The sequence below is a fragment of the Bradyrhizobium viridifuturi genome (assembly GCF_001238275.1).
Lineage (GTDB): Bacteria > Pseudomonadota > Alphaproteobacteria > Rhizobiales > Xanthobacteraceae > Bradyrhizobium > Bradyrhizobium viridifuturi.
This window is the reverse complement of sequence record NZ_LGTB01000006.1, coordinates 26,039-50,973: the sequence shown is the minus strand read 5'-3', so window position 1 is coordinate 50,973 and position 24,935 is coordinate 26,039. Positions and strand designations below refer to the sequence as shown.

The window sequence follows — 24,935 nt, the reverse complement described above, 5'->3', positions numbered from 1 at the left end:
CGTGACCCGCCCGCAACAAGAACAGCGAAAGCAACGCCATGTCCGATCAGTTCTCCAACTCGCAAGTGATCCGCAAGCCGGCCGTCAGCGCCAAGGGCGGCATCGTCGCTGCGCAATCGCGCAAGGCGGCCGAAGTCGGCGCCGAGGTCCTGGCAGCGGGCGGCGATTGCGTCGACGCCGTGATTGCAACCACCTTTGCTCTTGGTGTGCTGGAGCCGTGGATGAGCGGCGCCGGCGGCGGCGGCGCGATGGTGCTTTACCGCGCCAAGGAGAACCGCGTCGAGGTGATCGACTACGGCATGCGCGCGCCCGACGGCCTGCGCCTCGATGACTATCCGCTGACCGGCGGCGCGGCCTCCGACCTGTTCCCCTGGGCGCGGGTCAAGGACGACCGCAACCTGCACGGCCCCGGCTCGATCGCCGTGCCGGGCGTGGTCGCCGGCATGGAAGAGGCGCATCGCCGCCACGCCAAAATGCCGTGGAAGGATCTGCTGGCGCCGAGCGTCAAGCTCGCCGGCGAAGGCTTGCAGGTCGATTGGTGGACCACCGACATGATCGCAAGCTCCGCCGCCGATCTGCGGCGCTATCCGGCCAGCGCCGCAGCCTATCTGCAGGATGGCCTGCCGCCGAACGCGCAATGGGGCATCCGCTCGGTGGTCCGCATGCCGCAGGACGCGTTGAAGGCGACGATGGCGCAGCTTGCCGCGGCGGGTCCGCGCGATTTCTACGAGGGCGATCTGGCGCGCAGCATCGCCGACGATATTCAGGCCGCCGGCGGCGCGCTGTCGGTGCGCGATCTCGCCGCCTTCCGGGCCCATCTGCGCGAGCCGCTCAGGATTCTCTATCGCGGCGGCACGGTCTATGCGACGCCGGAACTGACCGCGGGCCCCACCATGGCACGCACGCTGGGTCTGCTGCAGAAGGCGTTGGCGCCGGCGCAAGGCGGCCCGGATGCGGCGGCTTACGCGGCCTATGCCGAGGCACTGCAAGCGGCCTATCGCGAACGCCTGAAGGACATGGGCGACGTCGACGGCCGCCGCGCGCTCGGCGCCGAGGCGGTCGCGCCAAGCTGCACCACGCATTTCTCGGCAGTCGACCGCGACGGCAACCTGGCCGCCGTGACGCAGACGTTGCTGTCGACCTTCGGCTCCAAATTCGTGACGCCGAACACCGGCCTCACCATGAACAACGGCATCATGTGGTTCGATCCGGTGCAGGGCAATCCGAACTCGCTCGCGCCCGGCAAGCGCTGCCTGACCAACTACACGCCTGTGGTAGCGGAAGCGGCCGATGGCCGCCGTCTCGCCGCTGGCGCATCCGGCGGCCGCCGCATCCTGCCCGCGGTGTCGCAGCTCATCTCCTTCGTGATGGACTTCGGCATGGATCTCGACACCGCGATCCATCAGCCGCGGATCGACGCCAGCGAAGGCGCCATCGTGATCGGCGACGTCCGCCTGCCGCAAGCCGTGCGCGAGGCGCTGCGCGGCCGCTTCGACTATGAGGAGGCACGCATCCAGACCCAGCCGAAGAAGTTCGCCTGCCCCAGCATCGTGCTGCGCGACGGCACGACAAACAGCGGCGCCACCGAGCCATTCCACCCGTGGAGCGATGCCATCGCGGAAGGGTGAGAAGGTCGCGGCGCGCACAACAACAACAATCTCGGGAGGCCGTCTTGAACTACGAGCAGATCACATGCGACATCGACGGCCCCCTGATGATCGTCACGCTCAACCGACCGGACAAGCTTAACGCCTACACCGGCACGATGGGCGCGGAGATCGCCGACGCTTTTCAGCGTGCTGACCAGGACGACGACGTCCGCGCCATCATCGTCACCGGCGCAGGCCGCGCGTTCTGCGCCGGTGCGGACGTCTCCGGCGGCGCCAACAGCTTCGACACCTCCGGCAGCCACGGCGCTGGCGTGTTCGCAAGCGCCGGCCAGCGCAGCGGCCGCTTCGTCGAGGCGATCTTCAACTGCCGAAAACCCTCGATCGCCGCGATCAACGGCGCTGCGGTCGGCGTCGGCATCACCATGACGCTGCCGATGGATATCCGCATCGCCTCGCGCGGCGCCAAGATCGGCTTCATCTTCGCGCGCCGCGGGCTGGTGCCGGAGGCCGGCAGCGCCTGGTTCCTGCCAAAGCTCGTCGGCCTGCCGCAGTCGCTGCGCTGGTGCCTGTCCGGCCGCACCTTCGATGCGGACGAGGCGCAGGCCGGCGGCCTCGTCAGCGAGGTGGTCGAGCCCGACGCCCTGCTCGAACGGGCGCGGCAGATCGCCCATGAGATGACGGCGGAAACCTCGGCGGTGTCGGTCGCGCTGACCCGCCAGATGCTCTGGCGCTTCGCCGGCGCACCCGACCCGTTCGAACTGCTCGCGATCGACAAGCCGATGTCGGTCGAGCGCGGCAGCCACGCCGACGTGCGCGAGGGCGTGCAGTCCTTCATCGAGAAGCGCAAGCCGGCCTTTCCCGGCAAGGTCTCGCAGGACATGCCGAGTCAGTATCCGTGGTGGCCGGCGGCGGAGTGAAGCGTGATCTCCACCGTCGTCCCGGTGAAAGCCGGGACCCATACTCCGCGGCAGATGTTGTCGGCGGGACTCGTCGTTGCAACATCGCGCAACAATCAGCATTTGTGCTAATGGGTCCCGGCCTTCGCCGGGACGACACCGAATGTATTGCGCGGCCGATGGGTCATACATCCGCGTTCTCGCGACACTATCTGCCCGAGCTTTCCAACGGACGCTGCGGCGCGTGACGCGTCTCCTCCGCTGCGCTATGGTGAGAAGCCTCATTCAACGATGAATTGGAGCACCGCCGGATGATTACCTGCTACCTGCGCTATGAGATCAGGCTAGGCAAGCTCGCCGACTTCGAAGCTTATGCCGCAATGTGGCTCGAGCTGCTGCCGCGGTTCGGCGGCGTCCATCACGGCTACTTCCTGCCGTCCGAGGGCGCGAGCGACGTCGCGCTGGCGATTTTCAGCTTTCCGAGCCTCGCGGCCTACGAGCAGTATCGAAAGGATTCCGCCGCCGATCCGGACGTGCAGAAGGCGATCGCTTTCGCAAAGGAGACCGGCTGCTTCACGCGCTATGACCGGTCGTTCTTCCGGCCGTTGTTTCCGAAAGCGGCCGAGCAGCAAGCGCGGTGACCGGATTGAGTGAAGCACGTGCAGACGTACCGCCCGGCGCGCAACTTCTCGGACGCGAGTGGCTGGGCTTCGACGGCGAGGTCACCTCGATCCGCTTCGAAGCGAAACCTTCGTTCACCAACCGGCATGGCACGATCCAGGGCGGCTTCCTCGCCGCAATGCTGGATTCGGCCACGGGCCTCGGCGCGCTTGCAGCCCTTCCCGCAACACAGACGGTGATCACCAAGACCCTCGCTACGCGATTTCTCAAGCCGGCGCGCACAGGTCCGATCACGGCCAAGGCGAAGGTCGTCTCGCAGACCGGGCGCGACATGATCGTTGAAGCCGACCTGATCGATGCGGAGAACGTAACGGTCGCCACCGCCACCGCCGAGTTGCGAATTCTCGACAAGCGATAGCCAGATGCGTTGGTCTGCCTTTCTGTTGTCCGCTCTGGCTTTGCTCAGCCTCTCCGCCGCACAGGCGGCCGGACTGCGGGCTTTCAACGTTCCCGCGAGCAGTGACGGGCCCGCGATCAGAGGGGTGGTATGGAGTCCCCGCGCTGAGACGCCGCGCGAGATCGATGCCCGCGGCGGCCGAACATTCTTCGGCGTGAACGACTGCCCGATTGTCGGGACAAAACTTCCCCTCATCGTGATCTCGCATGGACGACGCGGATGGCTCGGCGGGCATCACGACACCGCCGCTGCGCTGGCGGATGCCGGCTTCATGGTGCTGACGTTCAATCATCCGACCGACACTGAACGCGACACCAGCGGCACCGACAGTCTTGCCGCTACGGTCGAACGGCCCGCCGACATCAAGCGCGCGATCGACTACGCGCTTCAGGGATGGCCCGATGCTGCTCACATCGACGCCGGACGAATCGGCCTCTACGGTTTCTCCTGGGGCGGCTATACCGCCCTCGCGGCGATTGGCGGCGAGCCCGATCTCCGCAAGGACCTGCCGAACTGCCAGACCTCGAGCTTGCGCGCCTGCAAGGAACTCGAAAGCGGAGAAAAGCCGAGCGGACCGGTCGTCCATGATCCGCGGATCAAGGCCGCCGTCATCGTCGATCCCTATCCTGTGCTGTTCTTTGCGGCCGAGAATCTGAAAGCCGTGACGATTCCGATCCAACTGTGGAGCTCGGACCCCGCGCAGAAAGCCGACGGCCTCTCCGGATGCTGTGCCGCCCCCATCAACGACCGGCTTCCGGCCAAACCGGACTTTCACCTGGTGAAGGACGCGAAGCACTTCTCTTTCCTCGCGACTTGCACGCCGGAGGAGACAGCGAAGATGGCCGGCATTTGTACCGACGCGCCGGGCTTCGACCGCGTCGCCTTTCATCAGCGCTTCCACGCCGCGGCCATCGCGTTCTTCAGGATGCACCTCGGCGACGCCGGGACACGATGACGAACGCGGTTGGCCCCCGAGCCGGCGGTGGCGGCGGCTCGCCGGAATGCATGCAGATGGAGGAGGATCGAGTCTTACCGATATCGAAGCCTCCTCGCATCGCATTCGCCTAGGCGGGTTTCTGCACCGGAGCCGCATCGAAGCCGACCCTCGGAAAGTGAAGATTCACTTTGCCGACCGAGGGGTCTTCGTGCCGGATCACAATCTCATCTTGTGTCCATGCGAGAATGTTTCCGTGCACGGGATTGCCGTAGTCATCGGGAGTGACGCTGACCCAGTCGCCTCGCCGAATTCCGACATTCTGCGCTTCCGATGACCAGCTGTCGGGTTCGCTCGGTTGATGGCCACGGGCAACCTCGATCGCCTCGTCTGGCGTCATGTCCGTGTGCCTGCCGTGCCCAAGAGCCGCAACGCGTGCATACCAGGGGTCAACAATATCAGCGAAAGCAATCAGCTTCGCGATCTCCGGGCCGCCATTCTGCCGTGCGAACCAGATCGGATGATAAACCGATAAGTCGGCCGCTGAAGGATCGTTTCCGAGGACAAACTTGCGGCCATCAGCGAGAACTTCGGCGAGCCACGCAAGATGGGCGTTGAGCCGCTGCAAATAGATCGCCCGTTTCGGAAGCAGCACGTCCGGGTCCAGATTGACACGGAATAGCGGACGCCGTTCGTCGACCAGCTCCTGCGGGATTTTTCCGCCCATATTGCCGATGGTGAGGCATACCGCGTTCAGGAAGGAGCCCTTTTCGATCCACCAGCCGAAGATCTTGGCGAGGCCCTCCTGCCCATTGGGATAAAGCGCGGTCGGGCCGCCCAGCTTTTCGATGACCTGAAGTATGAGCAGCGTATCGCAATAGAACTCTGCTCCGATTTGGAGGATCGGCGTGCGCCGATAGCCTCCCGTCATCGGCGTGAGCTTGGGACGCGGCGTCCAGACCGGGATCTCGACCGAGCGCCAGCTCTGGCCCTTGAGGCCCAGAGCCAGGCGCGTCTTCTCCGAATAAGGCGAGAGCTGGTAGTGATGCAGAATGACTTCGGACATGGGTTTCTCTCCCTGGGATTTACCTTGAGCCGAGCTACTTCTGCGGCGCGGGCAGTTCGACACCGAGAAACTCGAACGCAGTCTCGCCGTTGGTCCAGCCATGCAGGGTATTCGGCTGAAAGACGATTACGTCGTCCGGCTTGTAGGCGACTTCACCAATCTGCCCGCCGCCCTTGTCGTTCAGGGACAGCTTGCCGCTTCCGCTGATGACATAGAGGATGTAGGGCAGCGCGCCGTCGTGAACGGCAATCGAGCCTTTGGCGTCGACGTGTCCGCGCATGACGTGGGTGGCCGCCCCGGGTAGGTCATAGAGCATTCCATAGTTGAAGCCCTGGTTCTGCTTGCCGTTGGGCATCACCGGCACGGCTGCAAGCGCGGATGCCTCCTTCTTCACGGCGACCGGGTTGTTTCCCTGACCGTTCTCGATGACATAGATTCCGCCGGCGCATGCTGGAACGGTGGCGGCAAGTGCAGCCAGCAACGTCGCAGCACAAACTAGACCACGCATATCTTCCTCCCTCGTTGATCACTTGTTTGAAGTCATGAGTCGAGCGCGGCTCCGGGCCGCTGGCAGCAGCGGCCCGCCGATGGTGCGGATTGAACGCCGGATCAGCCTCCGGTGCGCGCATCCAGGAAGAGTTGCGTGAACGGCTTGGCCAGGACGGGCTCGAGCTTCGGCACAATGGCCTTGATATCGGGCGTGACCATGTGGGCGTCGAGCGCAGCCTTGTCCTTCCAGCGCTCGAACGTCAGGAAGCGGCCCGGCTCGCCGATCACTTCCATCAACGTGTAGACGATGCACCCCGGTTCCTTGGCCGACGTTTCGGCAAAGGGAACGAGCAGCGCGCGCAGCTCATCCGCCTTGTCCTTCTTGGAGACGATCTCCGCAATCACGAAGTAGCCGCTCTGTCCGGCGGCCTCGGCCGATGAGGCAACCAGAACCGCGGCCGCCACGGAACCGATGGCGGCAGCTCCCACAAAGGCACGGCGATCCATTTCCGACATGCAATTCCTCCCCTCTCTGTTTGTTTTCATTTGCAATCCGGCCGTTGAACGCGCGCGGGCCAGATGCCTCATGTCAATGATGTGCAAATAATTTGCACACAAAGTAACGAGAGTCAATGCTTTGTGGTATGATATGCTGTAACCACAGAAAATTGTGCCCGTTCGGCTTGGCTGACGCGACGGCTAACGATAGGATTTGGCTCAACGATTTGTTGTGCCAGCGGACTGACAGGAATGAAGACCCGAACGACGAACGCGCGACGCGAACCAAGGAATCGCCCTTCACAGGGCTCCATCGCACCGGTCGAGATGCCGGGCCTCGACAGTCACCTTTGCTTTGCGCTCTACAGTGCAAGCAACCACATGACGCGGCTGTTCGTCCCGTTCCTGAAGAAGCTTGGCGTCACCTATCCGCAGTATCTGGTTCTGGTCGTGCTTTGGGAGCGCGGAGCACGGGGCGTCGGAGACCTGGCCTCGGCGCTGCAAATGGACCTCGGCTCGCTCTCGCCGATGCTCAAACGTCTTGAAGCCAAGGGATTGGTGACACGGCGGCGACAGCCCAACGATGAGCGGCGCGTGCTTGTCGATCTAACTGCCAAGGGCGTGTCGCTTCGCCAGCGGACCGAGCAGATGCTGGGCGAGTTCTACTGCTTCCTCAACATGCCCCTGGATGAGCTTTTCGACCTGAAGGACCGGCTGCGCCACTTCGTGAACTCGGCGGGGCCCAAGGAGACCGCACCGTCGCCCGTCAAGCTCACGGAGCCGGCGCTTTGAAAGCGCCGCAGACGATCTCTCTTACACCCCGAGCTTGTCCCGCACCCGCCCGGTCAACACCGCGGCGGTGACGCCGACCCGCCAGAACGCGTGCATCGGCATCGGCTTGATGCCGGTCACGGGCATATCGATCTCGGCCTTCGAGCCGCCGATCAGGCGGCGGGCGAGTTGCGCGCCCATCGCAGTCGATAGCGCAACGCCGCGGCCGTTGCAGCCGAGCGAGATCAGCAAGTTCTCCGCCGGCTCATGGACATGCGGATAATGATCGGCAGTGATGGCGAGGCGGCTGTTCCAGCCATGGGTCCAGTTGACGCCCTTGAGCTGCGGCCACAGCCGCTCGGCGTAGCGGATCAGATAGGCGACGTCGGTCGGCTTGCTGATCCAGCGCATCGGGCCACGGCCGCCCATCAAGAGGCGGTTGTGCTGATCGATGCGGTAGTAGACGGTGATATGGCCGCTCTCGTAGAGCACCGGGCGCGTTGGCATGATCGAACGCGCGACCTCGTCGGATAGCGGCGCGGTGGCCGCGATCGACGAGAACACCGGCACGATGGTGCGGCGAAGCGCGGGCCAGAGATCGTCGGTGAAGCCATTGGTCGCGATCAGCACCTTGTCGGCGTGCACGATAGCGCGCGGGGTTTTGATCCGCCAACGGCCGCCGTCACTGTGCAGCGACAGCGCCGGCGTCTCGCCATGGACGGCAACGCCGGCTCCGATTGCGGCGCGCGCCAGGCCGCGGGCATAGCTCAGCGGATGCAGGTCGCCGCCGCGGGCATCGAGCATCGCGCAGAGATAGCGGTCGCTGCCGGTCGTCGTGCGCAGCTCGGCGGCGTTGAGCAGCTTCACCGGCATGCCGCGCCGGATGCACTGTTTCGCGGTGGTCTCGATTGCGGCAGCACTCGCCTCATTGTAGGCGGCGCGCAGCGTGCCGTTCTGCCGCGCCTCGCAGGGGATCTGGTAGCGGCGGATCAGGTCATGGGTGAAGTTGGTGGTGCCGTAGGAGAATTCGATCATGCGGCGGCCGAGATCGGCGCCGAAATCCCGCTCGATCTGGTCGGGGTCGTGCTTCAGCCCGGGATTGGTCTGCCCGCCATTGTTGCCGGAGGCGCCCCAGCCGGGCTCCTGCGCCTCAAGCACGGTCGCGTGCACGCCCTGCTCGGCGAGGTGCAGCGCGGTCGACAGGCCGGTGAAGCCGCCGCCGATGATCGCGACCGGCACGCTCTTGTCCGTTGTGAGCGGTGGCGTCGGCGTCGCCTCCACCGCGGTGTCGGCATAGAGACTCGGGGGCAGCGGGAGACGTTCAGGTGCATTCATAGAGAGTACCGGATCATAGCGGATGCAGCACGCGGCGCAGGAAATCCTGGGTGCGTGGGTGCTGCGGTTGGTTGAGGACGGATTTGGCGGCGCCCTGCTCGACGATCACGCCGCCGTCGATGAACAGCACGCGATCGGCGACGTCGCGGGCAAAGCCCATCTCGTGCGTGACCACCACCATGGTCATGCCGTCGTCGGCGAGCTTGCGCATCACCGACAGCACGTCTCCGACCAGCTCGGGATCGAGCGCGGACGTCGGCTCGTCGAACAGGATCGCCTTCGGCTGCATCGCCAGCGCGCGGGCGATCGCGACGCGCTGCTGCTGGCCGCCGGAGAGCTTTGGCGGGTGCACCTCGGCCTTGTCGGCGAGACCGACCTGCGCGAGCAGCGCGCGACCGCGGGCAATCGCCTGCTCGTGCGGCTCCTTCTTCACATAAAGCGGGCCCTCGATGACGTTTTCGAGCGCGGTGCGATGCGGAAACAGGTTGAAGCGCTGGAACACCATCGAGACCTGGGTGCGGATCGCGACGATCGAGCGGTCATTGCTGTCGACGCGCGCGCCCTCGACGCTGATCTCGCCGCGATCGTAGCTCTCGAGCCCGTTGATGCAGCGCAGGATGGTCGACTTGCCGGAGCCCGAGGGACCGATGATGCAGACCACCTCGCTCTTGGCGACCGAGGCGGTGATGCCCTTCAGCACCTCGACCTTGCCGAAACTCTTGTGGACGTCGTTGAGCTCGATCATTTGCGGTTCGCCTTGTTCTCGAAGTGCCGAACCAGCAGGATGAGCGGAATGCTCATGGTGAGGTACATCAGCGCCACCAGCGTGAACACGCTGGTATTCTTGAAGGTCGAGGAGGCGATCAGCTTGCCCTGCAGCGCGAGCTCGGCGACCGTGATGGTGGACGCCTGCGAGGAATCCTTCAGCATCATGATCATGATGTTGCCGTAGGGCGGCAGGATGATCCGGACCGCCTGCGGCAGCACCACGCGGCGCATGGTGAGCCACCAGCCCATGCCGATGGTCTGCGCCGCCTCGATCTGCCCCTTGTCGATCGCCTCGATCCCGGCGCGGAAGTTTTCCGCCTGATAGGCCGAGTATGCAATGCCGAGCCCGATGATCGCGGCCTGCAGCGCCGAGAGCGCGATGCCGAAATCCGGCATCACGAAATAGATGTAGAACAGCAGCACGATGATCGGGATGCCGCGGATCACATTGATCAGCGCGGCGCTGAGCCAAACGAGGATGCGGATGCCGGACACTCGCATCAAGGCCCACACCAGCCCGAGCACGGTCGACAGCGCGAGCGAGCCGACTGTGACGACGATGGTCAGCCAGACACCCTGCAACAGGATCGGCACGAACTCGACGGCGTCGTGGAAGAATTTTTGCATCGGCTCAGAGATATCCAGTCCCGTTACGCTCGACCGTCATGCTGAGGTGCGAGCCTTGCGGCGCGCTTGCGCCGCTGGGCGAGCCTCGAAGGGTGCACGCCCCGGCTGGTGGCCGTCGACCCTTCGAGGCTCGCTCCGCGAGCACCTCAGGGTGACGGATCACGGTCTCACGACGCGTTGGCCTTCTGGCCCCATTTCTCCAGGATCTTTGCAATCGTGCCGTTGGCCTTCAGCTTCGCCAGCGAGGCGTTGATCTTGGCGAGCAGTTCGGTGTCGCTCTTGCGCACGCCGATCGCAACCGTGCCGACGGTGACGGGCTTGTAACCCTCGACCAGGCGGACGTCGGCGAAATTGCCTTGCTGCAGATTGTAGGCGAGGATCGGATAGTCGGCGAAGCCGGCCTTGAGGCGGCCGGCATTCACGTCGCGCAGGATGTCGGGAATGGTGTCGTAGACCTTGACCTCGCTGAACAGCCCGGTCTTCTTCAGCGCATCGACGAACGCAGTGCCGACCTGGGCGCCGACCACCGTGCCTTTCAGATCCTCCTGCGAGGCGTAGGCCTTGGTGTCGGTCTTCGGCACCACCAAGCCTTCACCGTAGGTGTAGACTGGCTCGGAGAAGTCGATCACCTCCTTGCGGGCGGCGGTGGCGAACATAGCCGCGGCGATGATGTCGATCTTGTTTGCGGTCAGCGAGGGGATCAGCGCCGAGAACTGCATCGGCTCGATCTGCACGGAGAAGCCGGCATCCTTGCCGATCTCGGTGGCGAGATCGACCATGATGCCCTGGATCGAATTGGTCTTGGTGTCGAGGAAGGTGAAGGGGATGCCGGTCGGCGTCGAGCGACCTTGAGCACCTGCTGCGCCTGTGACGGCGCGCTCAAGGCAAGGGCAAGCGCCGCGACCGCGGCCTGAACGAGACGCTGAAACGACATCGCACCACCTCCCGAGATCGGCCCCGGCGCCGCATCGCCCGCTGTATCGGCGGTTTTGGTTGCGGGCGACGCCGTTCCGGCCTATTTTCACCAATATGAAATTGTGGTCACGAAACCGCGGCCAATGCAAGCGGTTTTCATGCACATGAAGGAAGCTGTGTGACGTGAGCGGCGGCAAGAGAATGCGCAAAGGCGCGGCAGCGAGGCCCGCGACGGCACGCCGCGCCGCCAAGAAACTGCCGAGCAAGCCGGCCGAGCCGGCGATGGATCTGGCGGTCGGACGCCGCATCCGCGACCTGCGCCGCACCAAGCAGATGTCGCTGGAGGTCGTTGCCGCGCGCACCGATTTGTCGATCGGCTTCATCAGCCAGATCGAGCGCGGCCTGTCGTCGCCGTCGCTGCGCGTGCTGGCGACCTTGGCCGACGTACTCGGCGTCGGCATCGCCGCGCTGTTCGGCGCGACGCCGAAAGATGACGGCGCCGGCGGTGTCGTGACCCGCGAAGTGCAGCGCGCCGAGCTGAAACTGTGGCGCACCGGCATTTCAAAGCAATTGCTGAGCCCGGCCGGCAGCGAGAGCCGCCTCAACCTGTTCCTGGTGCATCTCGACCCCGGCGGCAACACCGGCGACGAGTTCTACACCCATGACGGCGAAGAGGCCGGCCTCGTGCTCCAGGGCGAGATGACGCTGACTGTCGATACCGAGACCTGGACGCTGAAGCAGGGCGACAGCTTCCGCTTCGCGAGTCGTAGGCCGCACCGGTTTTCCAATCCCGCCACCGATGCGAGGGCCGTGGTGCTTTGGGTGAATTGCGTGACGGCGGCGGGGTAAGTGCGGCGCTCTCTCCGTTCGTCGTCCCGGCGAAGGCCGGGACCCATTGCCACCAGTCTTGATGATCGCAGGGAAAGCGGCCCCAGCGTCGTGCCACAACTCACATTTGGGGTAATGGGTCCCGGCCTTCGCCGGGACGACACTGATTGTCGCCTCGCTATCGCATCAAACTGACAACCCCATCACCACTTCCTCGATCTTGATCGGGAAATTCCGCACCCGGATGCCGGTGGCATGGAAGACGGCGTTGGCGACTGCGCCGGCGCTGCCGGTGATGCCGATCTCGCCGACGCCCTTGATGCCGAGCGGATTGACGTGCGGATCGTGCTCGTCGACCATGATCACGTCCATCGTCGGCACGTCGGCATTCACCGGCACATGATACTCGGCGAGGTTCGCGTTCAGGATGCGCCCCGAACGATGGTCCATCACCGCCTCCTCGTGCAGCGCGAACGAGAGGCCCCAGATCATGCCGCCGCGCAGCTGGCTCTGCACCATCAGCGGATTGATGATGCGGCCGGCGGCGAACGCACCGACCATCCGCGTGGCGCGGATCTGGCCGAGCTCCGGATCGACCTTGACCTCGGCGAACACGGCGCCATGCGCGTGCATTGCATATTGCGATTGCGCCGCCGCGTCGGCCGCACCAGTGCCGCTGCCCTCGACCTCGGCGACGCCGGCGCGCGCCAGGATCTCGGCAAAGCTTTCGCTGCGCGCATCGTCGTCCCGGCGATAGAGCCGTCCACCCCGCGCCACCACGCCGGCGTTGCCGGCGCCGAACAGCGGCGAGCGTTCATCCGAGGTCGCAAGCTCGGCGAGTTTTGCGATCACGGCAGCACCTGCGTTATGGATCGCGGCGCCGACGGTTGCGGTATGGCCCGAACCGCCGGCGATGCCGGCGTCGGGCAGATCGGAGCTGCCGGAGCGGAACGTCAGCCGATCGATATCAAGCCCGAGCGAATCGGCCGAGATCTGCGCAAGCGCAGTCCAGGCGCCCTGCCCCATGTCGTGCGCGCCGGTCTCCATCACGCCCTTGCCGTCGGCGCGGATCACCGCGCGCGCATTGCCCTGGAACATGATCGCCGGGAAGGTCGCCGTCCCCATGCCCCAGCCGACCAGAAAACCGTTCTCGTCACGCATCTGCCTCGGCTGCAGCGGACGTCCCGCCCAGCCGAAACGTTCGGCCGCCTTGGCGTAGCACTGGCGCAGCGCCTTGGAGGAGAACGGCTTGCCGGTGGTCGGCTCGACCTCGGCATAGTTCTTCAGCCGGAACTCCAGCGGATCGATGCCGCAGGCGAACGCCGCCTCGTCGATCGCGCTTTCCAGCACGATCGATCCGGTGGCCTCGCCCGGCGCGCGCATGAACAGCGGCGTGCCGGTGTCGACGCGCACGGCTTCATGCGCGGTGCGGATCGCCGGGCTGGCATAAAGCGTGTGCGAGGCGTCGGCCGCTGGCTCGTAGAAATCGTCGAAGCTCGAGGTTGTGACGCGCGCCTCATGATTGATCACAGTCAGCGCACCGGCATCGTCGGTGCCGATCCGGATGCGCTGGCGGGTCGGCGGACGGTGGCCGACCGGACCATACATCTGGCTGCGCCGCAGCACGAGCTTGACCGGACGCCCGATCAGCTTGGCGGCCATGATACCGAGCACCTGCGGCCCGGAGATCAGCCCCTTGGAGCCGAAGCCGCCGCCGAGGAACGGGCTGTTGATATGGATGTTCGCCGGCGGAATGCCGAACAGCCCGGCGATGCGCATCTGCGCGAAGCCCATACCCTGGCTCGGCGTATCGATGAACAGCCGGTCGCCATCCCACACCGCGACGATCGCATGCGGCTCCATCGCGTTGTGATATTGCGCCGGGGTCTCGTAGGTGGAGTCGGTCAGCTTCGATGCCACAGCCATGCCGGCATTGATGTCGCCGTGACGGACCTCGGCAGGATTGCCGATTCCGACCACCGGCGGTGCATAGGCCTCGCCGGCGTCGAGACCGACGCGTGAGATCTCGACCTGGTAACGCGGCGACAGCAGCGCGGCACCTTCGGTCGCGGCCTCCAGCGTCTCGGCGATCACGACCGCGATCGCCTGGTTGGCGTAGCGCACCTCGTCGCTCTGCAACAGTTCCATGCGGAAGGCGAACGGATTGCCCTTGGCGTCGGGATCTTCCGCGAGCTCGGGCTTGTGCGTCGGCGTCATCACGTCGATCACGCCGGGATGGCGCTTGGCGGCGGCGACATCGAGCGATTTGACCCGGCCGCGCGCGATGCAGCTGGTCGCGATCACGGCATAGACCATGCCGGGCGGATGATTGTCGGCGGCATAGCGCGCCTTGCCGGTGACCTTCAGCACGCCGTCGGTGCGGGTTAGCGGTTGGCCAATGTTCGAGCCATGTCGGATATGGGCGGGGTCGCGGGTCAGACTGATCTCAAGCGTCATGCGTCACGCTCCTGCAACGGACGAGAAGGGAGAGCCGGGCAGCGCGGCAATGCGGTCCGGCGTGCCTCTGGCAGCAAGGGTGAGCGCGCGCACGACGATGCGCTGCGCGAGCTCGATCTTGAAAGCGTTGTCGCCGGACGGCTTTGCGCCTGACAGCGCGGCACGCGCCGCCTCGCGATAAACAGCCGCATCCGGTGCGGCACCCGCGAGCACCTGCTCGGCCTCGCGCGCCCGCCACGGCTTGGCCGCGACGCCGCCGAGCGCGAGCCGGGCTTCGCGGATCTTGCCGTCCTCGATGCGCAGGCCAGCTGCGGCCGAGACCACGGCGAAGGCATAGGAGGTGCGCTCGCGGACCTTGATGTAGCGGGCATGCCTGGCGAAGCCTTGCGCCGTGGCCGGCAGCCGCAGCGCGACGATCAGATCGCCGCGCTCGAGCGCGGTCTCGCGCTCCGGCGTCTCGCCGGGCAGGCGATGCAGCTCCCCGAGTGGCAGCTCGCGCCGGCCGGCCTTGCCTTCGATCTCGACGACGGCGTCGAGCGCGACCAGTGGCACGGAGAAGTCCGACGGATGGGTTGCGATGCAGCCCTCGCTCCAGCCGAGCACCGCGTGCAGGCGATTCTCGCCTTTGAGCGCGTCGCAGCCGGCGCCCGGCCAGCGCCGGTTGCAGGCGCTGCCAGCGTCGTAGAAATAGGCGCAACGTGTCCGCTGCATCAGATTGCCGCCGACGGTCGCGGCATTGCGCAACTGGGCGGATGCGCCCGACAGCAGCGCCTCGGCGACCGCCGGATAGTTGCGCGCGAACTCGGCGTCATGCGCGAGATCGGCATTGCGCACCAGCGCGCCGATGCGAAGCGAACCGTCGGCGAGGCGCTCGATGCGATCGAGCCCAGGCAGTCGCGTCACATCGACGAGGACGCTCGGCCGGCTGACGCCGCCTTTCATCAGATCGAGCAGATTGGTGCCGGAGGCGAGATAGGTCGCGCCCTTCTCGGAGGCCGCCGCGATCGCATCCGCGACACTGGCCGGCCTGACATAATCGAAGTTCATCATGCGGAGCGCCTCTGCTTGGGAGCGTTGATGTCGGCCTGTGCCTCGAGCACGGCCTCGGTAATCCCCTGATAGGCGCCGCAGCGGCAGAGATTGCCGCTCATGCATTCGCGCACCCGCTCCGGATCGTCGCCGGCCTGCCCCTCCTGGATCAGGCCGATGCCGCTCATGATCTGGCCCGGCGTGCAGAAGCCGCACTGGAAGCCGTCATGAGCGATGAAGGCGGCCTGCACCGGATGCAGCTCGCCGCCGCGCCCGACGCCTTCGATGGTGATGATCTCGGCGCCGTCATGGCTGACGGCGAGCGCGAGGCAGGAATTGATGCGGCGGCCGTCGACCAGGATGGTGCATGCTCCGCATTGGCCGCGGTCGCATCCCTTCTTGGTGCCGGTGAGGTCGAGCCGCTCGCGCAACAGGTCGAGCAGAGTGACGCGGGGATCGTCGAGGACAATTTCCCGGCGGACGCCGTTGATGGTGAGACTGAGAGGGAGATTCATGCAGGGCTCCGATCCGTGTATGGTCGGGTTGAATCGAGGCAACGCGAACCCGTGGCCGCCGATCCAGGGGTCGGCGCGCCTTGTCAGGCCCGGTGCTGGTCGCCATATACGGAGGCATCCTCCGTTTACAAGGGAGGGTGAAAAGAAAAAGGAATGGCCGGTTCATCACCAGAAATTGTCCGCAAGCCGCGCGCCGATGCGGTGCGCAACCGCGAGCGCGTGCTGGAAGCAGCCAAGGCCGTGTTCTCGGCCGGCGGCAGCGAGGCGAGCCTGGAGGCCGTCGCGCGCCATGCCGGCGTCGGCATCGGCACGCTGTATCGCCACTTCCCGACCCGCGAGGCGCTGTACGAGGCGGTCTATCGCCGCGAAGTCGAGCAGCTCGGCGATCTGGCCGAGCAACTACAGAACGCGCCCGAACCGGTCGAGGCGTTGCGGCGCTGGCTGCGTGCCAATGTCCAGTTTGTCGCGACCAAGAAGGGCATGGTCGCCGCGCTGGCGCTGGTCGCGGCCGCCTCGAGCGAGCTGCAGGCCTATTCGTTCGATCGCCTGACCAAGGCGATCGGCACCCTGCTATCGCGCGCGGTTGCGGCCGGCGCGATCCGCGACGACATCAGCGCCGAGGACGTGCTGCGCGCGCTGATCGGCATGTGCTACATGCACGACCAGCCCGGCTGGCAGACCACCGCGCTCAGACTGTTGGACGTGTTCGTGGACGGCTTGCGGGTGCGGCCAGCGGCGAAGGCCGGCCGGAGACCGTCGCGCAAGGCATAGCTGGCCGGACGCGGTCAAAAAAGAAATCGGCAAATGTGAAAAAGTGCACAGACGATCTGCCTGGCGTCCGGCTAGATCGTAGCATTGACGCGTCCAAGCTCATATTTGCTCTAGTTCATATTTGCGATCCAGCCCGGCCAGCGCGCCGGGCTTTTCGTTGATCCATCGCAGTCGGCCGAACCGCACAGATATATCGTAATAAGATATATCACGCGCCAAGCACACGTTTGACGGCTGTCCAACATCCGCCAATTGAACGAAGGTCGAATGGGTCATCCGACGTTTCCATTCGCACGTCGTCCCCGGGAATGAGTATGCTGGCAAAAAACAGGTAGACGCGAAGGCCAACTCCGCGATCTGCCGACCGGCCATGGCGAGGAAAACGCGCGTTCGCGCTCGAGCTTTCGAGGACGACTCCCGGCATTCGGGAAAAGATGCGCCTGCCGTTCATTTGGATTGCAGAAATGAACGAGAGCATCTCATCTCCGTTTATCCGCTACCCCATTGGCACCTCGCTGCTGATGGCCGGCGTTCTGTTCGTCGGCATGGTCGCCTATCCGCTGCTGCCGGTGGCGCCGCTGCCGCAGGTCGACTTTCCGACCATCCAGATCTCCGCCAGCCTGCCCGGCGCCAGCCCCGAAACCATGGCCTCCTCCGTCGCGCAGCCGCTGGAGCGGCAATTCGCGCAGATTCCCGGCATTGCCAGATGACCTCGACGAGCTCGCTGGGGTCGACCGCGGTCACCATCCAGTTCGATCTGAACCGCAACATCGACGGCGCCGCCAACGATGTCCAGGCGGCGATCAATGCCGCAGGCGGCCAGTTGCCCAAGAACCTGCCGTCGCCGCCGACCTATCGCAAGGTCAACCCGGCGGACTCGCCTGTCCTGATACTGTCGGCGACCTCCGACACCCTGCCGCTGATCAACGTGAGCGATGCGGTCGACGCCCAGCTCGGGCAGCAGATCAGTCAGATTTCGGGTGTCGCCCAGGTGTTCATCGGCGGGCAGCAGAAGCCCGCCATTCGCGTGCAGGTCGATCCCGCCAAGCTGGTCGCCAAGGGGCTCTCACTGGAAGACATCCGCGGCCAGATCGCCATCACAACGACCGACAGTCCGAAAGGCAACATCGACGGCGCGAGCCGCGCCTACACGATCTACGCCAACGATCAGCTGCCGGATGCCAAGGACTGGAATGACGTCATCGTCGCCTACCGCAACGGCGGCCCGTTGCGGATCCGCGACATCGGCCGGGCCGTCGCCGCGCCGGAAGACATGAAACAGGCCGCCTGGGCCGATGGCCAGCGCGGCGTGTTCCTCGTCATCTTCAAGCAACCCGGTGCCAATGTCATCGGAACGGTCGACAAGATCAAGGAACAACTCCCGAGACTGATCGCCGCCATTCCGCCCGCCATCAAGATCAAGATCATCAGCGACCGGACGTTGACGATCCGCGCGGCGGTCGAGGACGTGCAGATCACGCTGCTGATCACCATCGTTCTCGTCGTCATGGTGATCTTCCTGTTCTTGCGCAGCTTCTGGGCCACGGTGATTCCGGCCGTCACCGTGCCGCTCGCGCTGCTCGGCGCCTGTGCGCTGATGTGGGTGTTCGGCTATACGCTCGACAATTTGTCGCTGATGGCCTTGACGATCGCGGTCGGCTTCGTGGTCGACGACGCCATCGTCATGCTGGAAAACATCACGCGCTATGTCGAGCAGGGCGAGCGGCCGCTCGCCGCGGCCCTACGAGGCGCGGGCGAGATCGGGTTCACCATCCTGTCGATCAGCATCTCGCTGGTCGCGGTGCTGATCCCGCTGCTCCTGATGGGCGGCGTGATCGGCAGGCTGTTCCGCGAGTTCGCGGTGACCCTGGCAATGGCGATCTTCGTCTCGCTGGTGGTGTCGCTGTCGCTGACCCCGATGATGGCATCGCGCTTCCTGCGCGCGCATGCCGAAACCAGGCACGGCCGGCTCTACCAATGGAGCGAAGCGGCGTTCGATCGGATGCTGCACGGCTATGAGCGCGGCCTCGATCTGGCTCTGCGCTGGAGCCGCACCACGCTGTGCATCTTCTTCGCAACGGTGGCCCTGTCGGTCTATCTGTTCGTGATCATCCCCAAGGGATTCTTCCCGCAACAGGACAACGGCTTCCTGATCGCCGTATCGCAGATGGCGCAGGATATCTCGTTTGCCGACATGAAGCGGCATCAGGAGGAGCTCAGCAGGATCGTCCGGGCCGATCCCGCGGTCGACAGCATGGCCGAGTTCATCGGCGGCGGCGGCACCGCGCTGAATTCGGGCCGCATGTACATCACGCTGAAGCCGCGCGAGGAGCGTAACGCGAGCGCCGAGCAGATCATCGCACGGCTGCGGCCGAAGCTCGAGGCGGTCGAAGGCGCGCGGCTCTACATGCAGGCCTCGCAGGACGTCCGGCTCGGCGGCCGCGCCACGCGGACGCAGTTCGAGTACACGCTGCAGGACGCCAACCTCGCCGAGCTGAACGAATGGGCGCCGAAGATCCTGGCTAGGCTCAAGACCCTGCCCGAACTGCGCGACGTCGCCACCGACCAGCAGACCGAGGGCACGACGCTGACGATGACCATCGATCGCGACACCGCCTCGCGCTTCGGCATCCAGCCGCAACTGATCGACGACACGCTTTACGACGCGTTCGGTCAGCGCCAGGTGACGCAATACTTCACCCAGCTCAACAGCTATCACGTCATCCTCGAGATCCTCCCCGAACTGCAGGGCAAGCTCGATACGCTCAACAAGCTCTACATCAAGTCGCCGACGACCGGCGACGAAGTGCCGCTCTCCGTGTTCGCCAAATGGACGACGGTTCCGGTGCGCCCGCTCGCGATCGCCCACCAGGGGCAGTTTCCGGCGACCACGATCAGCTTCAACCTCGCGCAAGGCATGGCACTGGGCCAAGCCACCGATGCGATCCAGAACGCCGTCGCCGACCTGGGCGCCCCGGGCACGCTCAGCTCGAGCTTCCAGGGCACCGCGCAGGCCTTCCAGCAATCACTGAGCTCAGTGCCGCTCCTGATCCTGGCCGCGCTGGTCGTGGTCTATCTGATCCTCGGCATGCTCTATGAAAGCTACATCCATCCGCTCACGATCCTGTCGACGCTGCCGTCGGCCGGGGTCGGCGCGCTGGCGATCCTGATGGCGTTCGGGTTCGATTTCAGCCTGATCGCGCTGATCGGCATCATCCTCCTGATCGGGATCGTGAAGAAGAACGGCATCATGATGGTCGACTTCGCGATCGCCGCCGAACGCGAGGAGCATCTGTCGCCGCAGGAATCGATCCGGAAGGCGGCGCTGCTGCGCTTCCGCCCGATCATGATGACGACGATGGCAGCGCTGCTCGGCGGCGTTCCGCTGATGCTGGGCACCGGAACGGGATCGGAAATCCGTCAGCCGCTCGGCTATGCGATGGTCGGCGGCCTGATCGTGAGCCAGGCGCTCACGCTGTTCACGACGCCGGTCGTGTATCTCTACCTCGACCGGCTCTCGAACGCGCTGTCGAGCTGGACGGCAACCAAGCAGGACGACGATGCCGAACCGCAGGTGAAGAACGCCGCCGAATAGCGGTTCGCCGGCGACCGCGACACCTCACCCGAACCTGTGATCGTAGCGCGTGATCGACAGCTCCTTGGTGTCGATCTCGGGCGTCTTCCCGGAGAGCATGTCGGCCAGCACCCGGCCCGAGCCGCAGGCCATGGTCCAGCCGAGCGTGCCGTGGCCGGTGTTGAGGTGCAGATTGTCAAAGCGCGTCGCGCCGATCACGGGCGGGCCGTCCGGCGTCATCGGGCGCAGGCCGCACCAGAAGGTGGCCTTGGCAAGATCGCCGCCGCGCGGAAACAGATCAGTCAGCGAGTGATCCAGCGTCGCGCGACGCGCGTCGTAGAGCTTGGTCGAATAGCCCGAGATCTCGGCGGTGCCGCCGACCCGGATGCGATCGCCGAGCCGTGTGATCGCGACCTTGTAGCTCTCATCCATCACGGTCGATTCAGGCGCGCCGCTGGCGTCCTTGATCGGCACCGTGATCGAGTAGCCCTTCACCGGGTAGACCGGCAGCGAGATGCCGAGCGGCCGCACGAGATGCGGCGAATGGCTGCCGAGCGCGAGGACATAGGCGTCCGCGGTCATCACGCCCGCGCTGGTCGCAACGCCGGTGATGCGGCTGGCATCCGCGTTCAGCCCGTCGATACCGACATTGAAATTGAAGCGCACGCCGATCTTCTCGGCTTCCAGCGCCAGGGCCTGCGTGAACATGTGGCAGTCGCCGGTCTCGTCATGCGGCAGCCGCAGCCCGCCGGCGAATTTCTGCTTCACACCGGCCAGCGCAGGCTCGGCGGCGATGCAGCCCTCGCGGTCGAGCACCTCGAACGGCACGCCGTACTGCTTGAGCACCGCGATGTCATCACCGGTGCCATCGAGCTGCTGCTGGTAACGGAACAGTTGTAGCGTGCCTTTCGCGCGCTCATCGTAGCGGATGCCAATCTCGTTGCGCAGCGCCTGCAGGCAGTCGCGGCTGTATTCCGCGATCGGGATCATGCGCGCCTTGTTCACCGCGTAGCGCGCCGTGGTGCAGTTGCGCAGCATCTTGAGCAGCCACAACCACATCACCGGATCAAGCTTCGGGCGGATCACCAGCGGGCCGTGCTTCATCAGCAGCCACTTCACCGCCTTCACCGGCACGCCGGGGCCGGCCCAGGGCGACGAATAGCCCGGCGAGACCTCGCCGGCATTGGCAAAGGAGGTTTCGAGCGCAGGCTTCGGCTGACGGTCGATCACCGTCACCTCATGGCCGGCGCGCGCGAGATAGTAGGCCGACGTGACGCCGATCACGCCACTGCCGAGAACAAGGACCTTCACTTTTCCTCACATCGCGAAAACGCAATCGCCGCTGCGAAACCAGTCTGCTTCGCAACGGCGACAGCAATTTGTAGAGCTAGCGATTATCTCGCTAGCAATTATCAGGCCACGCGCTTGATCGAGTCGCCCAGGATCGAGACGATGTCGTCGATATGCGACTTCTCGACGATCAAGGGCGGCGACAGCGCGAGCGAGTCGCCGCTCATGCGGAAGTAGAGGCCGGTGTTGAAGCAATCGACCATCACGTCGTAACCGCGCGCGCCGACGACGCCGTCACGCGGCGAGAGCTCGACCGCGCCCATCAGACCCTGGTTGCGGATGTCGACGACGTTCGGCAAGCCCTTCAGCGAGTGCAGGGCGTCGCGCCAGTAGTCGGCGATCGAGGCGCCGCGGGTCAGCAGGGCCTCGTCCTTGTAGATGTCGAGCGTGGCGAGACCCGCCGCGCAGGCCACCGGATGCGCCGAATAGGTGTAGCCGTGGAACAGCTCCATGGCGTTGTCGGGGCCGACCATCAGCCCGTCATGGACCTGGCGGCTGGCGAACACCGCGCCGCACGGCACGGTGCCGTTGGTGATGCCCTTGGCGGTCGTCATCATGTCGGGCGTCACGCCGTAGAAATTGGCGGCGAACGGGGTGCCGAGGCGGCCGAAACCGGTGATGACCTCGTCGAAGATCAAGAGGATGCCGTGCTTGGTGCAGAGCTCGCGCAGCCGCTGCAGATAGCCCTTCGGCGCCGGCAGCACCGCGGTCGAGCCGGGCACCGGCTCGACGATCACCGCGGCGATGGTGTCGGCGCCATGCAGCGCGACCATCCGCTCGACGTCGTCGGCGAGCTCGGCGCCATGATCCGGCTGGTCCTTGGCGAAGGCGTTGCGGGCGAGATCATGGGTATGGCGGATGTGGTCGACGCCCGGCAGATGGGTCGCGAACTGACGGCGGTTGGCGACCATGCCGCCGACCGACATGCCGCCGAAGCCGACGCGTGGTAGCCGCGCTCGCGGCCGATCAGACGGGTACGGGTCGGCTGGCCGGCGGCGCGGTGATAGGCCAGCGCGATCTTCAGCGCGGTATCGACCGACTCGGAGCCCGAATTGGTGAAGAAGATCCGGTCCAGCCCCTTCGGGGCGATCTCGGCGAGACGCTCGGCGAAATCGAACGCCAGCGGGTGACCCATGTTGAAGGACGGCGCGAAGTCCAGCGTCGACAGCTGGCGCTCGACCGCGGCCGCGATCTGCGGGCGGCCGTGGCCGGCGTTGACGCACCAGAGGCCGGCGGAGCCGTCGATCACCTGGCGGCCGTCGACCGAGGTGTAGTACATGCCCTTGGCGGAGGAGAACAGCCGCGGCGCTTTCTTGAACTGCCGGTTGGCCGTGAAGGGCATCCAGAACGAATCGGTCTTGATGGTGTTCGGAATCTGATGAACGGTCACGGCGGCGCTCCATTGTTGGTTCGCGTAGTCGGACCACTCTTCACGGCACTCAACAAGTCCTTTTCTGTCGCACCGCAAGCCATTGATCTTGTTGAGGCGGTCTGCGAAGATTTGTTCGATCCGCAACACCTGCAACAGGGATCCTGTCATGAGCGTCGACATCGGCGGTCGGCTTCGATTCATCCGCGCGCGGCACAAGCTGTCGCAGCGCGAGCTCGCCAAGCGCTCCGGCGTGACCAATTCGACGATCTCGCTGATCGAATCCAACCAGATGAATCCGTCGGTCGGCGCGCTCAAGCGCATCCTCGACGGCATCCCGATGGGGCTTGCGGAATTCTTCGCGATCGAGCCGGAGCGGCCGCGCAAGGCGTTCTACCGCGCCGACGAGCTGACCGAGATCGGCAAGAAGCCGATCTCCTATTTGCAGATCGGCGACAGCCTGTTCGGACGGGCGTTGCAGATCCTGAAAGAGCGCTACGAGCCCGGCAGCGACACCGGACGGGTGCCGCTGGTGCATGAGGGCGAGGAAGGCGGCATCGTGGTCTCGGGCCGGCTCGAGGTCACGGTCGACGACGAGCGGCGGGTGCTCAACGCCGGCGACGCCTATTACTTCGAGAGCCGCCGCCCGCACCGCTTCCGCTGCATCGGCGCCAAGCCGTGCGAGGTGATTTCGGCCTGCACGCCGCCGACGTTTTGACGCTGGACTATCCTTGCGTGCATGAATAAAATAATGCGCCTACTGGTGTATTAGTTCAAATTGCTTGCTTCTGGATCGTACAGCGGCGGCGAGAATGCGCGTCGCAGTTTGCCGACAACGGGATCTTTCCCGCAGACCGTAAAGCGTCAGCGCTTGTTCACGAAGGCCGCGACCGCCTCATCGACGACCCCGGGCTCGAACGACCTTCGGCTTGCCAAATAAGGCGCCCGGATCAAACCAGCCTTTGCTCACAGCCTTTGTCGGGGAGTGTCCAAGATGGCAAAACGGATTGCACTGCATCAACTCGTCGAGAAGATCCAGTCCGGCAAGCTCACGCCCCAGGAAGCGCGCGACTACTTCCTGGTCGAACCCAATGCTCATCGGCCGTTCGACTTCAACACCTACATCAATACGGACAATGTCGACGTCCGGAATCTCGAAGCCCTGGCGCGCGATGCCGACCAGCTTGTCCGGCACATTCCCGCTGCGCCGGCAGCCAGGAAGAAGAAAGCAGTCCGGCGACGCGTGACACCTCGCCCGATCGTGGCGGAAGGCGATTCCTGGTTCCGGCTCCCCCAGATATTTCCGTTCCCGAACACCTGCATCGATTACCTGCAGCAATTGGGCTACGCGATCACGAACCTCGCCCACTGGGGCGACACGCTCGACCAAATGCTGCTGGCCGGCCGGTTCTGGCCGTATATCGACGGCGGCGACGATCTGCTGCTCTTCTCGGCCGGCGGCAACGACATCATCGGTAACGGCGGGCTGGCCACGTTTCTCAACATGTTTGATGTCGACCACACCAAGCCAAGCGACGCACCGTACTACGTCAAGCAGGGGTTCTTCGACAATCTGGAGGTGGTCGTCTCCAATCTCGAGCTGGGCTTGATCCGCCCAATGGCCGCGCGCCACGCCAACAAGAAGATCATCATGCACGGATACGACTACGCGATTCCGCGCCCCCAAGGAGAGTGGCTCGGATCGCCGATGCAATCGCAGGGTCTCGATCCCACCTTCAACGCCGGCCTGTGCCAAGCCATCGTTCGTTTGATGATCGACGCGTACAATGTCAGGCTGAAAGCACTCGCATCGAAATACAAGGATCTGTTCATTTACCTCGACCTCCGTGGAACGATCGGAAAAGCCGAGTGGTATGATGAACTCCACGGCAATGACGCCGCAGCAAGGAAAATCGCCGCCAAGTTCGCCAAGGCGATCGATGCCGCGACGGTAACGACGCTTCAGAAGTCGGTCGCCAGGGTCTATCTCCCCTCGCGCGCCGCGGCGTAGGTTTGCAGCGAACGCCGGTTCGGTCTTGTCGGCGCGGAAACCGC

The 24,935-nt window shown here is 65.1% G+C and carries 22 protein-coding genes and 3 pseudogenes; 11 read left to right on the top strand and 14 right to left on the bottom strand.

Annotation, left to right across the window (positions count from 1 at the left end; translation table 11 throughout):
* Window positions 1-38 precede the first annotated feature (38 nt).
* From ALC15_RS07335 to ALC15_RS07315, 5 genes are all read left to right on the top strand, one after another.
* Window positions 39-1,628, top strand: a complete 1,590-nt coding sequence (locus tag ALC15_RS07335; RefSeq protein ID WP_050626657.1) for a gamma-glutamyltransferase — start codon at window positions 39-41, stop codon at window positions 1,626-1,628.
* A 44-nt stretch (window positions 1,629-1,672) separates the two neighbouring features.
* On the top strand, window positions 1,673-2,527 hold the full coding sequence (locus ALC15_RS07330; protein ID WP_050626656.1) for an enoyl-CoA hydratase-related protein: 855 nt from the start codon (window positions 1,673-1,675) through the stop codon (window positions 2,525-2,527).
* Between the two features lie 290 nt (window positions 2,528-2,817).
* On the top strand, window positions 2,818-3,147 hold the full coding sequence (locus ALC15_RS07325; RefSeq protein WP_050626655.1) for an NIPSNAP family protein: 330 nt from the start codon (window positions 2,818-2,820) through the stop codon (window positions 3,145-3,147).
* Window positions 3,144-3,545, top strand: coding sequence for a PaaI family thioesterase (locus tag ALC15_RS07320; RefSeq protein WP_063781797.1), 402 nt, complete (start codon window positions 3,144-3,146; stop codon window positions 3,543-3,545). The genes ALC15_RS07325 and ALC15_RS07320 overlap by 4 nt, the downstream gene beginning before the upstream one ends.
* A 124-nt stretch (window positions 3,546-3,669) precedes the next feature.
* Entirely contained in the window at window positions 3,670-4,539 is an 870-nt protein-coding gene (locus tag ALC15_RS07315) for an alpha/beta hydrolase family protein (protein WP_244485978.1), read from the top strand.
* 109 nt (window positions 4,540-4,648) lie between these two features.
* Here ALC15_RS07315 and ALC15_RS07310 read toward each other — a convergent pair whose 3' ends face one another.
* From ALC15_RS07310 to ALC15_RS41670, 3 genes are all read right to left on the bottom strand, one after another.
* Window positions 4,649-5,584: a glutathione S-transferase family protein gene (locus tag ALC15_RS07310; RefSeq protein WP_050626653.1), complete on the bottom strand. Its 936-nt coding sequence runs from the start codon at window positions 5,582-5,584 to the stop codon at window positions 4,649-4,651.
* A 34-nt stretch (window positions 5,585-5,618) separates the two neighbouring features.
* A complete protein-coding gene (locus tag ALC15_RS07305) occupies window positions 5,619-6,092 on the bottom strand; it encodes a cupin domain-containing protein (RefSeq protein WP_128089466.1) in 474 nt (157 codons plus the stop codon).
* A gap of 101 nt (window positions 6,093-6,193) precedes the next feature.
* Entirely contained in the window at window positions 6,194-6,661 is a 468-nt protein-coding gene (locus ALC15_RS41670) for a putative quinol monooxygenase (protein ID WP_094193741.1), read from the bottom strand.
* A 162-nt stretch (window positions 6,662-6,823) separates the two neighbouring features.
* Between ALC15_RS41670 and ALC15_RS07295 the strand changes: the two genes are divergently transcribed.
* On the top strand, window positions 6,824-7,363 hold the full coding sequence (locus ALC15_RS07295) for a MarR family winged helix-turn-helix transcriptional regulator (protein ID WP_094193740.1): 540 nt from the start codon (window positions 6,824-6,826) through the stop codon (window positions 7,361-7,363).
* 21 nt (window positions 7,364-7,384) lie between these two features.
* On the opposite strand, the gene ALC15_RS07290 is transcribed toward ALC15_RS07295, so the two are convergent.
* The 4 genes and pseudogenes from ALC15_RS07290 to ALC15_RS07275 all read right to left on the bottom strand — a co-directional run bounded on the left by ALC15_RS07290 (window position 7,385) and on the right by ALC15_RS07275 (window position 11,006).
* On the bottom strand, window positions 7,385-8,677 hold the full coding sequence (locus ALC15_RS07290; RefSeq protein ID WP_050626649.1) for an NAD(P)/FAD-dependent oxidoreductase: 1,293 nt from the start codon (window positions 8,675-8,677) through the stop codon (window positions 7,385-7,387).
* 13 nt (window positions 8,678-8,690) lie between these two features.
* A complete protein-coding gene (locus ALC15_RS07285; protein ID WP_050626648.1) occupies window positions 8,691-9,422 on the bottom strand; it encodes an amino acid ABC transporter ATP-binding protein in 732 nt (243 codons plus the stop codon).
* Window positions 9,419-10,072 carry an amino acid ABC transporter permease gene (locus ALC15_RS07280; protein WP_050626647.1) on the bottom strand — a complete coding sequence of 218 codons (654 nt, stop codon included), beginning with the start codon at window positions 10,070-10,072 and terminating at the stop codon, window positions 9,419-9,421. The genes ALC15_RS07285 and ALC15_RS07280 overlap by 4 nt, the downstream gene beginning before the upstream one ends.
* A gap of 167 nt (window positions 10,073-10,239) precedes the next feature.
* Window positions 10,240-11,006 (bottom strand): annotated as a pseudogene (locus ALC15_RS07275) (ABC transporter substrate-binding protein).
* A 164-nt stretch (window positions 11,007-11,170) separates the two neighbouring features.
* Here ALC15_RS07275 and ALC15_RS07270 point away from each other — a divergent pair.
* Entirely contained in the window at window positions 11,171-11,836 is a 666-nt protein-coding gene (locus ALC15_RS07270) for a cupin domain-containing protein (protein ID WP_094193739.1), read from the top strand.
* A gap of 165 nt (window positions 11,837-12,001) precedes the next feature.
* On the opposite strand, the gene ALC15_RS07265 is transcribed toward ALC15_RS07270, so the two are convergent.
* Genes ALC15_RS07265 through ALC15_RS07255 form a run of 3 tightly spaced genes read right to left on the bottom strand, consistent with a single transcriptional unit; the run spans window position 12,002 to window position 15,816 of the window.
* Window positions 12,002-14,272 (bottom strand): xanthine dehydrogenase family protein molybdopterin-binding subunit, encoded by a 2,271-nt coding sequence (locus tag ALC15_RS07265; RefSeq protein ID WP_050626646.1) that lies wholly within the window; start codon window positions 14,270-14,272, stop codon window positions 12,002-12,004.
* Window positions 14,273-14,275: 3 nt separating this feature from the next.
* Window positions 14,276-15,322, bottom strand: coding sequence for an FAD binding domain-containing protein (locus ALC15_RS07260; protein ID WP_050626645.1), 1,047 nt, complete (start codon window positions 15,320-15,322; stop codon window positions 14,276-14,278).
* Complete coding sequence (locus tag ALC15_RS07255; protein WP_050626644.1) at window positions 15,319-15,816, bottom strand: (2Fe-2S)-binding protein; 498 nt, start codon at window positions 15,814-15,816, stop codon at window positions 15,319-15,321. The genes ALC15_RS07260 and ALC15_RS07255 overlap by 4 nt, the downstream gene beginning before the upstream one ends.
* Before the next feature lie 153 nt (window positions 15,817-15,969).
* On the opposite strand from ALC15_RS07255, the gene ALC15_RS07250 reads away from it, so the two are divergent.
* Window positions 15,970-16,587, top strand: coding sequence for a TetR/AcrR family transcriptional regulator (locus tag ALC15_RS07250; RefSeq protein ID WP_050626643.1), 618 nt, complete (start codon window positions 15,970-15,972; stop codon window positions 16,585-16,587).
* Window positions 16,588-16,686: 99 nt separating this feature from the next.
* Here ALC15_RS07250 and ALC15_RS44085 read toward each other — a convergent pair whose 3' ends face one another.
* A complete protein-coding gene (locus ALC15_RS44085; RefSeq protein ID WP_157860875.1) occupies window positions 16,687-16,863 on the bottom strand; it encodes a hypothetical protein in 177 nt (58 codons plus the stop codon).
* A 188-nt stretch (window positions 16,864-17,051) separates the two neighbouring features.
* Between ALC15_RS44085 and ALC15_RS07245 the strand changes: the two are divergent.
* Window positions 17,052-20,182 (top strand): annotated as a pseudogene (locus tag ALC15_RS07245) (multidrug efflux RND transporter permease subunit).
* Between the two features lie 24 nt (window positions 20,183-20,206).
* Here ALC15_RS07245 and ALC15_RS07240 read toward each other — a convergent pair.
* Together ALC15_RS07240 and aptA are read right to left on the bottom strand one after the other, a co-directional pair.
* Entirely contained in the window at window positions 20,207-21,472 is a 1,266-nt protein-coding gene (locus ALC15_RS07240; RefSeq protein ID WP_050626642.1) for a D-amino acid dehydrogenase, read from the bottom strand.
* A gap of 101 nt (window positions 21,473-21,573) precedes the next feature.
* Window positions 21,574-22,853 (bottom strand): annotated as a pseudogene (gene aptA / locus ALC15_RS07235) (omega-aminotransferase AptA).
* A gap of 196 nt (window positions 22,854-23,049) precedes the next feature.
* Between aptA and ALC15_RS07230 the strand changes: the two are divergent.
* Entirely contained in the window at window positions 23,050-23,598 is a 549-nt protein-coding gene (locus ALC15_RS07230; protein WP_018273259.1) for a cupin domain-containing protein, read from the top strand.
* A 177-nt stretch (window positions 23,599-23,775) separates the two neighbouring features.
* Here the strand turns inward: ALC15_RS07230 and ALC15_RS45420 are convergent, their stop codons facing one another.
* Window positions 23,776-24,075, bottom strand: a complete 300-nt coding sequence (locus tag ALC15_RS45420; RefSeq protein ID WP_157860874.1) for a hypothetical protein — start codon at window positions 24,073-24,075, stop codon at window positions 23,776-23,778.
* Window positions 24,076-24,141: 66 nt separating this feature from the next.
* Between ALC15_RS45420 and ALC15_RS07225 the strand changes: the two genes are divergently transcribed.
* On the top strand, window positions 24,142-24,891 hold the full coding sequence (locus ALC15_RS07225) for an SGNH/GDSL hydrolase family protein (RefSeq protein ID WP_157860873.1): 750 nt from the start codon (window positions 24,142-24,144) through the stop codon (window positions 24,889-24,891).
* Window positions 24,892-24,935: the final 44 nt, after the last annotated feature.

What these genes read in the sequence shown, in the direction of transcription:
- ALC15_RS07290 (WP_050626649.1), bottom strand. Translation starts at nt 8,677, where the DNA reads ATGAATGCACCTGAACGTCTCCCGCTGCCCCCGAGTCTCTATGCCGAC.
- ALC15_RS07255 (WP_050626644.1), bottom strand. Translation starts at nt 15,816, where the DNA reads ATGAATCTCCCTCTCAGTCTCACCATCAACGGCGTCCGCCGGGAAATT.
- ALC15_RS07285 (WP_050626648.1), bottom strand. Translation starts at nt 9,422, where the DNA reads ATGATCGAGCTCAACGACGTCCACAAGAGTTTCGGCAAGGTCGAGGTG.
- ALC15_RS07250 (WP_050626643.1), top strand. Translation starts at nt 15,970, where the DNA reads ATGGCCGGTTCATCACCAGAAATTGTCCGCAAGCCGCGCGCCGATGCG.
- ALC15_RS44085 (WP_157860875.1), bottom strand. Translation starts at nt 16,863, where the DNA reads ATGACCCATTCGACCTTCGTTCAATTGGCGGATGTTGGACAGCCGTCA.
- ALC15_RS07305 (WP_128089466.1), bottom strand. Translation starts at nt 6,092, where the DNA reads ATGCGTGGTCTAGTTTGTGCTGCGACGTTGCTGGCTGCACTTGCCGCC.
- ALC15_RS07280 (WP_050626647.1), bottom strand. Translation starts at nt 10,072, where the DNA reads ATGCAAAAATTCTTCCACGACGCCGTCGAGTTCGTGCCGATCCTGTTG.
- ALC15_RS07310 (WP_050626653.1), bottom strand. Translation starts at nt 5,584, where the DNA reads ATGTCCGAAGTCATTCTGCATCACTACCAGCTCTCGCCTTATTCGGAG.
- ALC15_RS07265 (WP_050626646.1), bottom strand. Translation starts at nt 14,272, where the DNA reads ATGACGCTTGAGATCAGTCTGACCCGCGACCCCGCCCATATCCGACAT.
- ALC15_RS41670 (WP_094193741.1), bottom strand. Translation starts at nt 6,661, where the DNA reads ATGAGGCATCTGGCCCGCGCGCGTTCAACGGCCGGATTGCAAATGAAA.
- ALC15_RS07295 (WP_094193740.1), top strand. Translation starts at nt 6,824, where the DNA reads ATGAAGACCCGAACGACGAACGCGCGACGCGAACCAAGGAATCGCCCT.
- ALC15_RS07335 (WP_050626657.1), top strand. Translation starts at nt 39, where the DNA reads ATGTCCGATCAGTTCTCCAACTCGCAAGTGATCCGCAAGCCGGCCGTC.
- ALC15_RS07325 (WP_050626655.1), top strand. Translation starts at nt 2,818, where the DNA reads ATGATTACCTGCTACCTGCGCTATGAGATCAGGCTAGGCAAGCTCGCC.
- ALC15_RS07230 (WP_018273259.1), top strand. Translation starts at nt 23,050, where the DNA reads ATGAGCGTCGACATCGGCGGTCGGCTTCGATTCATCCGCGCGCGGCAC.
- ALC15_RS07260 (WP_050626645.1), bottom strand. Translation starts at nt 15,322, where the DNA reads ATGATGAACTTCGATTATGTCAGGCCGGCCAGTGTCGCGGATGCGATC.